This window comes from Ramlibacter ginsenosidimutans (genome assembly GCF_016654015.1).
Taxonomy (GTDB): domain Bacteria; phylum Pseudomonadota; class Gammaproteobacteria; order Burkholderiales; family Burkholderiaceae_C; genus Ramlibacter; species Ramlibacter ginsenosidimutans.
Window position 1 is genome coordinate 96,152 of record NZ_JAEPWM010000011.1, and the last position, 14,200, is coordinate 110,351.

General features: G+C 63.2%; 13 protein-coding genes and 2 pseudogenes. 5 read left to right on the forward strand and 10 right to left on the reverse strand.

The annotated features are described in order from the left end of the window. Nucleotides 1–15: 15 nt before the first annotated feature. Together JJB11_RS21485 and JJB11_RS21490 are read right to left on the reverse strand one after the other, a co-directional pair. Nucleotides 16–1,545: a P-loop NTPase fold protein gene (locus JJB11_RS21485; RefSeq protein WP_201176413.1), complete on the reverse strand. Its 1,530-nt coding sequence runs from the start codon at nucleotides 1,543–1,545 to the stop codon at nucleotides 16–18. Further along, a complete protein-coding gene (locus JJB11_RS21490; protein WP_201176415.1) occupies nucleotides 1,542–2,507 on the reverse strand; it encodes a P-loop NTPase fold protein in 966 nt (321 codons plus the stop codon). The genes JJB11_RS21485 and JJB11_RS21490 overlap by 4 nt, the downstream gene beginning before the upstream one ends. Before the next feature lie 603 nt (nucleotides 2,508–3,110). Between JJB11_RS21490 and JJB11_RS21495 the strand changes: the two genes are divergently transcribed. The 3 genes from JJB11_RS21495 to JJB11_RS21505 all read left to right on the forward strand — a co-directional run bounded on the left by JJB11_RS21495 (nucleotide 3,111) and on the right by JJB11_RS21505 (nucleotide 5,316). Next, nucleotides 3,111–3,401: a DUF3892 domain-containing protein gene (locus tag JJB11_RS21495; RefSeq protein WP_201176417.1), complete on the forward strand. Its 291-nt coding sequence runs from the start codon at nucleotides 3,111–3,113 to the stop codon at nucleotides 3,399–3,401. A gap of 87 nt (nucleotides 3,402–3,488) precedes the next feature. Then, nucleotides 3,489–4,157: a hypothetical protein gene (locus JJB11_RS21500; RefSeq protein WP_201176419.1), complete on the forward strand. Its 669-nt coding sequence runs from the start codon at nucleotides 3,489–3,491 to the stop codon at nucleotides 4,155–4,157. A 394-nt stretch (nucleotides 4,158–4,551) separates the two neighbouring features. Then, on the forward strand, nucleotides 4,552–5,316 hold the full coding sequence (locus JJB11_RS21505) for a hypothetical protein (RefSeq protein ID WP_201176421.1): 765 nt from the start codon (nucleotides 4,552–4,554) through the stop codon (nucleotides 5,314–5,316). 401 nt (nucleotides 5,317–5,717) lie between these two features. Here the strand turns inward: JJB11_RS21505 and JJB11_RS26615 are convergent, their stop codons facing one another. Beyond that, a complete protein-coding gene (locus JJB11_RS26615; protein ID WP_340643172.1) occupies nucleotides 5,718–6,170 on the reverse strand; it encodes a DUF3761 domain-containing protein in 453 nt (150 codons plus the stop codon). Between the two features lie 211 nt (nucleotides 6,171–6,381). Between JJB11_RS26615 and JJB11_RS21515 the strand changes: the two genes are divergently transcribed. Further along, nucleotides 6,382–6,831, forward strand: coding sequence for a helix-turn-helix domain-containing protein (locus JJB11_RS21515; protein WP_201176425.1), 450 nt, complete (start codon nucleotides 6,382–6,384; stop codon nucleotides 6,829–6,831). A gap of 320 nt (nucleotides 6,832–7,151) precedes the next feature. Here JJB11_RS21515 and JJB11_RS21520 read toward each other — a convergent pair whose 3' ends face one another. Next, on the reverse strand, nucleotides 7,152–7,601 hold the full coding sequence (locus JJB11_RS21520; protein ID WP_201176428.1) for a transcriptional regulator: 450 nt from the start codon (nucleotides 7,599–7,601) through the stop codon (nucleotides 7,152–7,154). A gap of 82 nt (nucleotides 7,602–7,683) precedes the next feature. On the opposite strand from JJB11_RS21520, the gene JJB11_RS21525 reads away from it, so the two are divergent. Further along, nucleotides 7,684–8,958, forward strand: a complete 1,275-nt coding sequence (locus JJB11_RS21525; RefSeq protein WP_201176431.1) for a hypothetical protein — start codon at nucleotides 7,684–7,686, stop codon at nucleotides 8,956–8,958. Nucleotides 8,959–9,089: 131 nt separating this feature from the next. Here JJB11_RS21525 and JJB11_RS21530 read toward each other — a convergent pair. The 6 genes and pseudogenes from JJB11_RS21530 to tnpC all read right to left on the reverse strand — a co-directional run. Beyond that, a pseudogene (locus tag JJB11_RS21530) lies at nucleotides 9,090–9,298 on the reverse strand (IS30 family transposase); the annotation flags it as partial. Between the two features lie 199 nt (nucleotides 9,299–9,497). Then, on the reverse strand, nucleotides 9,498–10,478 hold the full coding sequence (copD, locus tag JJB11_RS21535) for a copper homeostasis membrane protein CopD (protein ID WP_201176434.1): 981 nt from the start codon (nucleotides 10,476–10,478) through the stop codon (nucleotides 9,498–9,500). A 33-nt stretch (nucleotides 10,479–10,511) separates the two neighbouring features. After that, nucleotides 10,512–10,871: a copper resistance CopC family protein gene (locus JJB11_RS21540; protein ID WP_201176436.1), complete on the reverse strand. Its 360-nt coding sequence runs from the start codon at nucleotides 10,869–10,871 to the stop codon at nucleotides 10,512–10,514. Further along, nucleotides 10,868–11,881, reverse strand: a complete 1,014-nt coding sequence (locus JJB11_RS21545) for a hypothetical protein (RefSeq protein ID WP_201176439.1) — start codon at nucleotides 11,879–11,881, stop codon at nucleotides 10,868–10,870. Before JJB11_RS21545 ends, JJB11_RS21540 begins: the two co-directional genes overlap by 4 nt. 747 nt (nucleotides 11,882–12,628) lie before the next feature. Then, the gene (locus tag JJB11_RS26685) at nucleotides 12,629–12,799 is read right to left on the reverse strand and encodes a transposase domain-containing protein (protein ID WP_377371746.1); all 171 of its coding nucleotides are present in this window, start codon (nucleotides 12,797–12,799) and stop codon (nucleotides 12,629–12,631) included. Nucleotides 12,800–12,874: 75 nt separating this feature from the next. Then, nucleotides 12,875–14,199: pseudogene (gene tnpC, locus JJB11_RS21550) on the reverse strand (IS66 family transposase); the annotation flags it as partial. Nucleotide 14,200: the final 1 nt, after the last annotated feature.

The window sequence follows — 14,200 nt, forward strand, 5'->3', positions numbered from 1 at the left end:
ACGTGCGCAGGCGTACTAGGCCGTCACGCCTGCGAATGAGTACCGCGCTGCTGTTCGGGCGTATCGTGCGAGCAATGCTGATGCGACGGACTCTGACCAGGCACGATCGGTGCGTTCGTCCTCGTAGATCGAAAGACAGGCTCGTAGTGCCATGCGCGATCGATGCCTATAGCTGAGATCGGGGAAGGGCGACTGCGATTCGCTTGTTTCCAAATGGGTGACCCATGAAGACATCAAGTCGGGGGCGCCGGTCGCAACTGCAAGTTGAACCAAGAGGGCTACGTAGCCGCCGGCGAGCAGTTCTTGCCGATCGACGTCGTCGAGGCTGGCGCGAATGAGGCGATACGTGTTCATGAACCGAAGGGCGCGGCGTGGCGAAGTGGCCGCATGCGGCGCCAGTCTTCCCATGAAGTCGACCTCGGGCACCGTCAGGCGGAGGAGGACAGGCTCAGGCGCTTCACTGTCGCGAGCTGGGATGGCAGGTGGCGCGGTGGGCGCCTCATCATCTCGACTCTCGAATTCCTGCCGCAAGAGGGCGCCCAGACGGGCTCGTACGAACTCCGAGCTGGATGCTGCGTCCATGGGGCGTACCCAGTAAGGTATTTGGAAGATCTTCTCGAGGTAATCATCAGGCGTGATGCCGTCGCGCGCGCCATCTTCACTAACCAAAGCATCGTAGTGGCGCGCGAGTGATCGTCGCACCCACCGGACGTCAACAGCCACGAGAACAACGAATATCGGGAACGTGAGAAGCAAATTCACTGCTTGCAGCACGTCTACGACCTTCTCCGGAGGGCAGCGGTCGAGGTCATCGATGTAGAGGATTACGCGATCAAAACCGACGCTGCTTGTCTCCGCCTCCTGTACTGATTGCTGCAGCTTCTCGAGCTGAGCAATCTCATCTGAGGATAGCAATCGCCGATGCTGCTCCAGAGAATCACGTAGCTCTTTGAGAAACCGTTCGCGACCGAGTCTCAGTGCTTCCCCGCCAGTCGTGTCTGGACCCGTGACGGCTCCTGAAAGCTCCTCAATGTCCTTCCGGATATTTGCGATAAGCCCAAGATGCTTGGCGTAATGCCCATCGCTCGCACGGGAGCGGATGAACTTTATGAGTCGATCGGCCCCCGTGGACGCCGTGAATTCCGCGTGCGCGGTCCTCAGTCGGTCCGATGCAGCGGCAAGGTCTGCCTGTGCCGTCTCCACAGCCACGTTGAGCGCGGCGAGTCTCTGAGCCTCCCTCTTCGCATCAGCAGAGGCCGCTGCGGTGTGCTGCTCAATGGCGCGATCGAGCTCAAATGTCGCGACTTGAAGGCGCTTCAGGGCACGCCGGGCGAAGTGTCCAACGGCACCGATCCAGCCGATCACGCCAGTCATCACGGCCAACAGTTGACCGACACCGGTCTTAAATACCGAGAGCAGAGGAGCCCACTCAGTTAGGACCGACAGCGAGGCCACTGCAAGTGCGGGCGCGACGAGCACCAGAACTACAAACAGCACCGCGCTCGACTTCGACTTGAAACGGGAGGTGAGCGAGGTGATGGTCAATTGGAGCTGACCTGCCGTCGTTCCAAGCGCGCGTGAAACATTGACCAGATGGGCTGCGTCCGCCGCGATGTCCGTGACGCCGGCCTCCTTAGCGGCGCGCTCGAAGGCACGGCGTCGTTCAGCCAGCTCAGGTCTTCGCGCTGCTCTCCTGCAAGCACCGCGCGTAGAACCTGCAAATGAGTTTTAGACGAAGCCGCGGCTGCAGCTTTAGCGCTTTCGAGCTCTGATTGAGCGGCTGCGAGCCGCTCGGCTGCGGACTGCTGCTGCTGCCTTTGTCGTACCAGGGCGTTTAGCGATTGAAGGGTAAGCGTGCGCGCGGTAGAAAGCGCGTCCATGACCCCTTCCGCTGCGCTCGTACTGTTTCGCCTCTGCAGCCATGCGTTGAGCTCCGAGAACAGGTGGTCGATCAGGCTTGCCCAGAGATTCGTCTCCGCGTAGTGCCACGCGTTGAACCGAACTTGCACAATGTGCTCGAGATACTGCGCGGAGTCACGTCGATCTCGCCCTGGAGATGTGAGCTGATCGGCATGCTCGTGTACGAGTCGCATGAAGTACGACTTTCCACTGCCCCAGTCTCCGAACACGCCGACGGCGATGGGCGGCTTGAACGAGCGAGAGACCGCGAGGCGTGCAAGTGCGTGCGCCTCTTGGGTTACGCCAAGCTTGTCGTCTAAGTCAGAGGTCCACGGATCGTCATTGTGCGCAACTGCAATATTGATCTGTCCGTCGGCAGCGTGGTCGTAGTCCTCTTCGGAGTCTCCTTGCGTCGGAAATGGATACGCCTGTGCAGGGTCCAGTCCAGGCGGCCCCTCGGTGCGACTTGTCAATGGTGGTGCTGGGGGACCGAGCTCCTCGGCTTCAGTTCGGGCGATGCTGTCGGTATATAGGCGCTCCGCGTAGTCATCGTCAAAAGCGGTCGGTTGGTCCGCGGCATGCTTGCCAATCTTTTTCGCCGTGGACATAGGGCCAACGCCTCCTAAGTCGACCCGGATTCGGCGGCTTTGCGAGGGAGGCTGTTGTTGGTCCGCGGCACGCTCCCCGATCTTCTCCGTCGACGACGTTGCGCCACCGCCTCCGATGTCGCCCCGCACGTGGTGACTCTGTGAGGGAGGTGGTTGCTTACCTTCGGGCGAAACAGGCGCGCTGCCACCTGCTCCGATGGCTCCTCTTTCGGGTTTCTGGCGGGGAACTCGCTGCGGAGCAACGCTAGCGGGCCCCCTTGGGGGGACGGGAGGTGGCGGGGGTGGCCCTCCGGGTTTGCTGACGCTCATGCTCCGCCCTTTCATCCCTGCGCTGTAAACACTCATCGTAGCGCACCACGCAACTGCATACTTGCCTCCGCCCCGCGTTCGGCGATGGTTCTTGATTGGGCGAGATACCTGCACCTTAACTCGCGTAAATGCCTACTTCTCGCAACTCAGAGCCTGGCGGTGCTCCGCGACGTCCGGTCGTTTGTCCCCACGGCGCGTTCGCTGGACCGTACTACTTTCTGTTCCGCCCGTCCGGGGGATGCGGATCATCTGCTCAAAGTGCACTCTCCGCGGTTTCCACAGAAGGAGACGGTAATGGCCCACGAGATCACTTGCATCAAGAAGAGCGATCGCCAGAACCAACATGACCGCATCACTCACGTGGGTGGGCGCGGTGGATCCGAGAATGGAGACGGCCCCTGGAATATCCCGCAGGAGAGTGCGATTCAAGGCATTGAATCTGGACAGTGGTCCTTCTACGTCACGAAGAACGGATCGCAGGTCAAGGTCATACTCGCCGTGAGCCGCTTCGGAAACAAGTACCTAAAGACGGGGGCGGACGGCGAGCAGCCGGACAATCTCCTCAGCCTACCTGAGTGTCCGTAGTGCCTTAGCGCGCGGGGTGACGGAAAAGCGAGAGACGGAGGCCAACTTGCTCTAGGAACGGACTTCGGCTGACGCTATCGTCACTACATGTCTTCCCGCATCCGCCGTTCGGTCAGCTTCCGTGAGCAGCTAGAGCTCTCCATGTGTGCCATGACCCGGCTCTTTGCGCAATGTGAGCCAGCTGCTCCGATCGGCTCTGCCCCGCTCGAAGACGACGACTTGTTCGGCTTCCGCGTCGTTGGGCAGCAGCAGCGGCCGTCCGAGTTTCTGCAATGCTGGCTCGATATGGTGCGGGTGATATTCGAACCGGCGCCGCCCGGAACGATGTTCCTCAACTCAAACTGGGATCTCATCACCGCTGCGGTGCCGGAGGCGCCGTTTAGGCTGCAGTACCTGTCGGTGTCCAGTGGCTCGGCCGACGGTGCCACAGCCCTCATAAAGCGCCATCTCGAGCCACGGGCTTTGGAGCTGGGGTGCCCGATATCAGAGGCGGTGGCGTGTTTCGCCGCGCTCTGCGTGGGCGAGGAGCTGTACGAACGGCGGATGTCCTTGAACAAGGAGTTGCAAGGAACGCTCGGAGGCGGTTTCACTGTGGATGAAGCGTTGGTGGCGATCTCTGAAGTCGCGCACGGACGCGACGCGGCTCGCAGAGCGGAACGACAAGCGCACGCGGGAGTGACGCTGGATCGGCAACTTAGTGCAGGTGTGATGCGGATCTCCGCGTGGCTGTTTTTGCATCAGCACCCAACGCACTGAGCGCTTGGACTTCAGCCATCGCGACAATGGCCATCCGGCGCGCTCAACCACTGCGGGTCGACGCCGCCAGCGCAACCGTCGCTCGCGCAGTCGATATACACAAGCGTAGAGCACACCATGCACGCTGTTCTCGCCCCATGCCTCATTATGTCTGCACCGGAGCCGCGGCTCGCGAGCCGATCTCATTCAGATTGAGGAGAGTGTGCGATGCTACGGGGCAGATGCGCCGGTGCGCCGGTGCGGCGGTGCGGCGGTGCGGCGGGCGTGCTGCGCCGGGGCAGCGGATGCGCGCTTGTTCTGGGTGTGGGTGGGGCTGTACGCAGGCGATAGGTGGTCGCCTGCCTTCGGTCCGTCCGCTACTCGCTTTCTTAGCTTTCTGCTCGAGGAGCGGCACATGAGAGCACTCTTGGTTTCACTTGTGGCTGTTCTGGGTTCTCTGGCCGCGTCTAGCTTTGCCCAATCGGAGTTGGACCGGGCCAAGAACCTGGCAATGTGTTTGGAGGGGAGGTATCCCTCGTTGTGCAAGCGGAGCTGGCTCACCTCCCAGGAACTGCCGAAGGTGGAGGCGGCCGAGCGCCGCGAAAATCTAAAGACCTGCATGAGCGGCAGATATGCGTCGCTGTGCAAGAGGGAATGGCTCTCACCAAACGAGTCGAGGGAGGTTCTTCTCGCCGAACGTCGCGAGAACTTGAAGACCTGCATGTCCGGGCGCTTCAAGTCTCTGTGCAAGAAGAGTCTTCTCACGCAAGCGGAGCTGACGCAGGTGCTCGCGGCTGAGGCGGCAGAGAATCTGAAGACCTGCCTAAGCGGAAGGTATCCATCGCTGTGCGACCGTGCTTTGCTTTCCCCCCAGCAGCTCGCGCAGGCACAGGAGGCAGAAAGGAGTGCCGCCGCGGCGAGGCCGCAGCAAAGTCGTCGGTCTTCTAGCGGGCTCGCAGGCCGAAGCGGGTACGGCGGGTGCGAAGATGGACACTGGATTGAGTCAGTGTTGAGCGATGGCAGTATCGTAAAGCTGGAGGACGGCTCGGTGTGGGAGGTAGATGGAGCAGACAGCGTGGACTCCGCGCTTTGGCTTCCCGTTTCGGAGATCGTCGCTTGTGACAACAAGCTGATAAACACAGACGACAACGAGTCGGTGTCAGCACATCGAATTCGATAAGGGCTAACGGTTATGGCAGTGCAGACGGCGGGCCCGCTGCGTTAAAAGACCGCGCCGTGCAGCCGCGGGTGGTCGCGCTCGGGAGTCCGTTGCGCGAATCGGCGGAATGTTTCGCGGCCCCGTAAGTAAGGGAGGAGTTGTTCGAGCACCGGATGTCTCTCACCAACGATCTTCAGCGGGTGCTCGGAGCCGGGTTCACCGCAGCAGGAGCGATCAATCCGGCTGCGCACGGACGCGAGGCAACTCGGGGGAATGGAACGACAGGTGCACGCCGGGCTGGCGCTGGACCGGCAACTCGCAGCGGGCGTGATGCGGATCTCCGTGTGGCTAGTGATGCCCGAAAGAAGGGGCGGCCACGTTGCGTCAGAGCAGTGGCAGTCCAGTAGGGCCTTCGGCGCAAGCTACTGCTCCCAGTTAGCGACTCCACCGTGGTGGGAGCAGGTGCCCCGATGGCTCTGGCTGAAGCTCCAGGTCCCATCTCTGCATTTGGCTGTAGCACCCTGGGGCTTCTTATCGTCCTTGGTATGTGCGGGCGAGTGGACGCTTCGGCCTGACCTATTTATGTACTGCCCGTGCTCGATCAGTTGGCTCTCTTCGGGCTGCGGTGCTGGTGGCCGTAGGTAATGCGTTGGCGCTCGCGCGAACACCCCGGTGGAGATTAAGCATACAAGTGCAAGGGCAGCCAGTCGCTTCATGTTGATACTCCGGGTTGCGCCGATCTTTAGTCGCCTTACGACTCGGAAGGGCGCTCCGTCACTCACCTGAACCGAAGAATCCCCTGTCGCGATCACTCTTACCAGATTGTGCTTGCCCGAGCTCTCGGGCGGCGACGAAAGGACGCCAGGCCGCATCATCCGCAGATGCTGCGGCCGAGGGCTCTTGGCAGCACGTTGCCGAATGTCGTACGACCGGGTATACCGCTTCGTGCGCGGCGGCCTCTTGCGTTAGGGGCCGTGCGCGGACCGGAGATTATGCGAGGCGATGTGAGATTGAAGTCACTTGCACGCTCCACGTCTGGCAACGGAGAGCCAATCCTATTAGTAATGCTAGTAGGTATGATGAGTCATGCCAAACATTGCATCCATTCTCAAATCTGAAATCGCTCGTGTTGCGCAAAAGCAAATCCGAAGCGAAACGCAGGACATAAAGAGAGCGTCTGCGCAGCACCGCGCTCATATTGCCGCACTACGGCGCAGGATCGATGATCTCGAGCGAGAGCTGAGGCGCGTGACGAAATCGACAAGGGTCTCGTCGCGCCCGCAGGGGACCGAGGAGGAGGGCGAAGGCGTGCAGCGCCGCTTTAGTCCCAAGCGCCTGGCAGCGACCCGTGCGAAGCTCGGGCTTTCAGCAGCAGATTTCGCTACCCTCATTGGCGTCAGCGGTCAAAGCATCTATAAATGGGAAGCTGGTGAATCGCGGCCTCGGGCGAAGCAATTGGAAGCGATCGCATCGGTTCGCCACATAGGAAAGCGGGATGCGATGCAGCGGCTGGAAGTGCTGCGCGCAGCGCACTAGATTACTTGAGCGCGAACCGCTCACTCAGTCCTGCGCAGGCCGCGGCTCTGCCTATATGCGCATGACCGTGCATTGCGGGACCAGAGCTCAGCGCAGTCTGAAGAGGCAATCATCCAGGAGACGCGCAGCGAGGGTCAAAGAAAGCGCAACTCGGCGGCCGCGCGCGTTCCGCGTCGCGCAGATCGCCTTGACTTCGCATAAGCCGGAATTTACGTAGGCTAGGATCTGCTTAGAAAATAGGCAGATGCTCGCTGCGAGACGCCGAGCAGGGGAGGGCGAACGCGTCTCTCTGCGGAGCCGGGGAGCCGCGGAGCCCCTGCCTACTTGGTCCACATTTCGGATTCCAGCGCCAGCTCCTGCACCAGCTGTCGCACGAGCTCGCGGCGCGCAGCGGGCATGAGGCGCAGGTGGGAGAGCAGGCGGAGTTCGTCCGCTGTAACCGTGCCGTTGTCCACTTTCTCATAGCGCGTCGCCCGCGCCTCGCTCGCCGGCGGCCCGCCAGTGTCCCGCCGCTCCGGCAGTCCGTACCGCAGCCAAGTCACGGGCACCCCCGTCATCTGCGCCAGCACCTCAATCTTCTCCGGCGCCGGCATCGCCGTGCCCGTAAGCCACTTTTGCGCGGCCTGCGGCGTCACCGATCGGCCGTGCCAACGCAAATTGAATGCCTCTGCGAGCGCAGTGGGCGTGGAGATGCGCTTGCGCCCGCGCGCCAGAGCGGCCTTGAGCCTCTCCGAGAACGCCTCTCTCTCCGCCTTGGTCTGCGTGGCCATGCCAAGCAGTCTGAAACACGCGGCTGTCTATTCGTAAACCTGCTGGTTTACCTAACAACTGACAGGTTGTAGCATCAGAGTGTTGGCGGCCATCGCTGCCGGAGAAGACAATATGTTCAACAAACCGTTTTTGGCAGGTTCTGCAGTCTTGCTTCTTATTGGCCTGAGTGCAGCAACTGCCCGAGCGCAGGACCCTACGGCCAGTGTGATGCGGGCGTTGGGCCGCATGATCGACTCCAAGATCCAGAAGCAGAATTCGACCGGGCAGAGTGCGGGCACAGCACCCGCACAAGAGGCAGACGCCGCGGTGGCCGGGCCGTCACAGGCCGGCCCAGACGCTGGGGATCCCGCAACTTCGGGAATGCAGGCAGCGGCGCCAGCAGCTGACGCCGAACAGGCCGCTTCGGGCAGGAAGTCCCCCGTTCAACGCGCCACACCGCCCGCAAACGAGACGGCTGCGATCTACGAAAAGGCCAGATCTGAAGGCAGCAGCGACGAGGATGCCTGGATCTACGGGCAATTGGCGGGCTACGCCAAGCAGCTGCACGCGGCTGCAGCATCGGGCACGAACCAGTTGGCGTTCAAGAACCTGCGCATAGGCGCGGAATTTCCGCTGAACATCAACGGCCAGGGGATGCCTGCCGCAGCGGGCAGACGCGTGGAGAGTTGGGAAGAAGGCGCCGCCCCTGAAGGAACCAGCAGGCCTGAACTTAAGCGGGGCCCAACAGAGACTTGGCGCTGCTGGACTCGGCGCTGGAGCATGGGAGTCCAGTGCTTGCTCACAGAGTCACCGGAGCTCACGACTGCCTTCGGAGAGAACTTGAAGATGGTCGAGGTGTTCGTGACCAAACCCGAGTACGACTATCAGCCCCTGAATTACGCGTGGCAGCGAGACATGCACCCGCGGATTGCGATGATCCAGATTTTGGGAGATGGCAAGCAGCTCGCGAGAAGCGCGAAAGAATATGCCGGTGGCGTCTTCCACGCGGCGCCAAAGGTGGCAGCCTCAAAGAACGAGAACGGCGCGACGCCGTCCCGCGCGGCATGCGCTGCCGTGAGCTCCAAGCGCGTCGCCGATCTCACAACCGATGATCTGGCTCTTCGTCGCGAGTGCGCCAATCCAACCACCGGCCTGTTTCAGAGAATGGAGACCCCGGAGACCCTCTATAAGTACGAGAACACGGATTCCGTCGTGGAAGTCCTCGAACGCCAGCTCATCGACGGAACAACGCAGGTGAGTATGAGTCTGGGCAGCGTGCGGTGGAACAAGCTGGCAGAGAAGCAAGGTGAGCGGGTGCAAGCTCTCCGTGCTGAATACGCGGCGCGCAGAGCGAAGGCAGGGCGCAACGATTTCTGAGTTCTCGGAAGTCCGGGGGGGCACCTCGGGTACCACGCACCTGGATGGGAGTCCCTCAAGCGAACCGCGGGATGTACGGCGAGGAGAATCGCGGATGCAGATGCGGATACTGTTGCTCTGTACACAGATGTCTCGATCAGCGCATTGACCACCGTCTCGGTGTCTGTGGCTGCCACCTTCACGAGCATCACGTAGCGCGTTTGCAGTTCCACCAGGGTTGCGATCTGGCTCCACGCGCGGTCGCCGAATGGCAGATGTTTCCTTCCCAGTGGCCAGGCACCGCACGGTCGTCCACTGAAGCAGGGCGCTCGCTGATCGGTAAGCGTCTGGCGATCCCGTGTTGACACTGGATTCCGGCAGCGCCCCGCAATGGCGGCGCTTTCCCGCGCGCAGGCGAGCGGCGGGCTGCGTCACAAGAGCGATGTCCAGCAGTGCGGCAGGAGCTCGCTGACTCGAGCGACTGCCCATGCAGCGGGCCTCTTTGGTCGACGAGCTGTTGCTGCATCGTGGCACGAAGGTTCGTAGCTGGATCGGTCGCCCTAGCCGGCCGAACGGCGCGTGCCGCCGATCGCGTGCTCCATGTGGAGCATGCCGCCGGGTTCATGTGCCGGCGGCTCGGTTCCTCCCAACAGGCCAACAACCGCAAACACGCCAGCCCCGAGCGCAAGCTCGATGCCCACATTCCTCAGAAGCTTGCGAGCAGCATCCCCCTGCGCGCCACCCGAATGAAGGCGCGGACCAAGCCACCACCGGTTCATGGCCGCCAGCGAGAGCATCGCCCCGAACAGCACGATCTTGACAAGGACGAGCCGGCCGTAGGCCGACGTTGCGAGGGCTAGCATGCTCCCCACCATCATTTGCCCGTTCAGGAAGCCAGTGACGACCAGCGCCGCGACCGCAGCAGTACCCATTCCAGAAAAGCCGTTCGCTGCTCGCGCCGCGAGAGCTCTCCAGGGTGTAGCGTTTGCGCGAGCACGTACGAGCAGGGCGAGCAGTGGGAGCAAGCAGCCGACCCAGAGCGCTGCCGCCACGAGATGGACCGCATCCGCGGCGGCATGCGACAGGGGCGCAGCGGCTGCGTGTCCAGCCCATACCTGCGAAAGGAGGGCCCCCGCGGCGATCAGTGCTCCGGCCGGCCCCGGGCTTGCAGCTCCTGCCACGCGGCGCTTCCGAACCTGGCCGAGATAGAACAGCATCGCAACCAGAAGGACGCAACGAATCAGCCAGACATGCCCGAAGCGTGTCTGTTCCAGCACAACGCCGGTGACGGTGGGTCGCCATGCCTGCGCAAGCGGCTCTCCGCTCATGCTCGCCGCGACCGCAAGCAGCCACGCAACCCAGGTCACCAGCGCGACGGCCGTACCCCAGAGGCGAAGCCTCGCCAGCCAGGTGCAGAGGACGGATCGCTCCGGTTCGGCGGCGGCCGATGCGGGTAGCACGAACAGCGGGAAGAAGAAGCCGCCGGCCAGCACGGCGAGTGCCAGGAGGTGCAGCGCGCGAATCGCGGGCATCAGCTGCATCCTGCTCTCCTCTGCGGCACGCCTGGCACGCGCTCAGCCCCCAACGCGGAAAACGAAGTCACCTTGCGTGACATGGGTGTCGACCGACACGACGCGCCAGTGCACTGAATAGGCGCCCGGTGCGACCGCTTGCAGCGAAACGCGCAGCAGAGCCTTGTTGGAAGGATCCAGCTGTGCGTCGCCGCGATCGACACGGCGACCACTTGCATCCGTGACCGTGAGCGTGCTGAACGCTCCTTCCAGTGGTTCGCTGAACCAGAGCCTCACCTCCGCCGGCGCGGATGGAACCTGGGAGCCGACGCGCGGCTCCGCGTGATCCAGGAGCGCGTGCGCATGTGCACCGGCTGCGGCCAGTGCAATGTAGCCCGCCACGAAGAGAGATCTCAGGTTCATCTCGTTGCCCCGAACATCGGATGACCGAAGGTCCCCGGGAAGAGGTCATCCAGGAAGAAATGCAGCTGCGCCATGAAGCCCACCCCGTGTCCACTGCGGCTGTTCATCGGGATCACCGCCTCAAGCCCAAGCTGGATCTTCTGGCCGGCCCACAGCACCCCTGGATTGATCGTGCCGGTGAAGGGGCGGTCGTCGACACGGTCCAGTGGCTTGGACATCGAGAACTCCACCACTGGGATCATGCGATTGAACGGCGCCCCCAGCCCGACGTCCTTCACGTGGGACTGGAGGTAGGGAATGCTGTATTGGAGCGCAAAGCCGACGTTCAGCACGTGCGGATGGCGTTCGACGTCAGTTGTCGCGAGTCCCGTGTCCGGATCGACGCTAACTGTCGTCGTGCTCGCGCGCGACGGAATCGCAACGCCGAGGGTGCCGGTGACCGCAAATGGCCTCAGCGTTTCCTTTGCCGCATCGCCAAAGCCTTTGCCGAAGTACACGGTCGGCGTGATGGTGCTGAATCGCTCGGCGCCGACGGAGCTGCTGCCCGTCCCCCCAACGTCCCAGTCCGCACCGACGGAGAGGATCGTCTCGTGCACCTCGTTCGTGTACAGCTGGTACTTGGCGCCGATCGAGATGTTGTCCCACCCATGCGCGGCAGGTTGCCCGTTCGGCGCGATTCGAAGCCGGTTTGCCCCGAATGCGAGGCCGAAATTCGGTGTGATGCGCCGCGCGAAGTCGAACGAGGCCGAGGTCTGGCGGGTCGCCGGCGTATCGCCATCTGCATTGCTGCGCGTGGAGGTGATGGTAGGCAGCGACAGCTCGTCGGCAACAAACGGGTCGTCGGTCGCGAGGGTGGCCGGAAAGAAGCGCTGGCCGACAAAGCCGTGGGCGTGCGCCGGAAGGGCGCTGGCAGCGAGCAGGCCCGCGATCGTGGCGAGGCCCGCGAGTTTGCGGGAAAGGAAAGAAGCGGGCACGGCCTTGCAGACCGGAACCCCGTGAATTGGATGCACGGTGAATCTCCTGGTGCGAATGAATCGGTTGCCGCGTTGCGGCAAAGGCGCAGGTCAGGAGAGGACGGGCGGGCCCCGCGCGGGCGGCGCGAGCTCGATGCAGCCGAAAGAAAGCGGGCGCGCGCGCACGCGCGGGGGCTCGGAAGGCGCTTGGCCGCCCGTTGCGTTTGCGAGAAGCACCGGCGGCGGCGCGGCGCCGAAGGTGCACAAGGGGCAGTGCGATGGCGAGCCGGATGCATGGCCGGCATGCACGTCGACGGCGGCGTGCTCGTGCGGGCACGGGGCATCCTCGTCTGCCGCGCTCGCGCCAGCATCGGCCGCGTGAACATGAACGTGCGCTTGGGCGTGCGCCTGCGCCGGCGGCGGGCTCGGAGACCAAGCCATCGCCACCACCCACAGCAACAGCCAAGCCGCGAGGAAGCGGCCGAGCCTGCGGTGGCGACGGAGTTCGTGCATGGGCATCCGATGAGCTTACGAGCGAGTATCGCAGCCTATAGGGATCGGGTGGGCCCGACTCGAGGCGTGGGACTGACCCGCATCAGTTGCACGAAGCGCGTGATGCCGAGCAACATAAAGCACCGTGTCACTCACTCTGAATTTCGACCAGTCCTGAACGAAGCGGCCGCACTCCGCGGCCGTGAGATGTTCGCGATGGGCCCGCAGTACCGCGTTATTGGTATATCTTTGGGCCGGTGCGCAGCATCCCTGCGTTCTCGATTCAGTCTACCCGAGCCAAGCGCTTGGTCGTCAGGTGTGGTCTTCCAGGCGGTCGTCTCGCGTCGTCGGGCTGGGCGTCCAGCGATGCGGCAGCAGATCACCGATCTGGCTGGCGCGCTGCGTAGGCAGGCGTTCCAGCACGCTGCGCAGATACGCGTAGGGATCATGCCCGTTCATCCGGGCTGAGTGGATCAGGCTCATGACCGCGGCTGCTCGCTTCCCAGCGCGCAGACTGCCGGCGAAAAGCCAATTCGAGCGACCGATGGCAATCGGGCGGATTTGGTTCTCCACCCAGTTGTTGTCGGCTGGCAAGTCGCCGTCATCAATGTAGCGCGTGAGCGCGCGCCATCGCCCCAAGCAGTAGTCGATCGCCTTGGCCGTCGCGGATCCCGGCGGCACCTTCTGGCGCTGTGCTGTCAGCAATGCGTGCAGTGCGTCGGCCACCGCCTTTGCCTTCTCCTGACGGACACTTCGCGGTTCGGATCGAGGCCTGCGACTTCGCGTTCGACCGCGTACAGCTGTCCGAATCGCGCGAGCGCCTGCTCACCGACCGGGCTTTGGTGATTGGCCCAGAGCTCGTGGAATTTCCTCCGCGCGTGCGCCAAGCAGCCGGCTTCGGTGATGCCGCTGGCAAACAGCGCCTTGTAGCCCGAGTAGTCGTCGCAGACCAGCGTGCCGCGCCAGCCACGCTCGCCAGGGTGGCCGAGGAATTCCGCCGGGTGGCGGCTCGCGCGGCTTTCGGCGAAATCAAACACGACCAGCTTCGTTGGCTGCAGCGCCGTGCTGCAGTAGGTCCAGAGATATGCTCGGTGCGTCTTGCCCGCACCGGGGTCGAGCATCGCCACGGGCGTTTCGTCCGCGTGCAGCACTCGCTGCTGCAGCAACTCGGCTCTCATGGCATCGACCAGCGGCTGCAACTGCACGCCGCAGCTTCCAACCCACTGCGCCAGCGTCGATCTCGGGATCGCGAAGCCGGCGCGCTCAAAAATGCCTTCCTGGCGATACAGCGGCAGGTGGTCGGCGAACTTGGCCACCAGCACGTGCGTGAGCAGGCCGGCGGTGGGCACCCCCTTGTCGATCACGTGCGGCGCAACGGGAGCCTGCACGAGCTTCTCGCACTTAGCGCAAGACCACTTGCCGCGCACGTGCCTCTCCACGGTAAAGAAGCCGGGCTCATAGTGCAGCTTCTCGGAGACGTCTTCCCCGATGCGCTTCATCTCGCAACCGCAGCGGCAGGTCGTGCTCTCTGGCTCGTGGTGGATCTCGCGTCGGGGGAATTGCACCGGAAGCGGCTGCCGCCTGGGCTTGTTCGCCTCGCCTGCCGGCTTGTCCTGCGGAGCGAGGCGCTCGATTTCATCGCCAACCGCCTGCAGGTCGGAATTGATCGTGTCGTCCAGCAGGCTGCGCTGCTCCGCGTTGAAGCGCTCGGACTGCGCGGCGAACTTCAGGCGCTTCAGGACCGCGTTCTCGTGCGTGAGCTTGTCGATCAGCGTCTGCTTGTGCAGCACGTCGGCCCGCAGACGCGCCACCAGTTCGCGCAGCTGATGCGCGTCGAGGCCTTCGATGTTGTCCGCGGTGATCACGGAGGGACATGCTGCCATG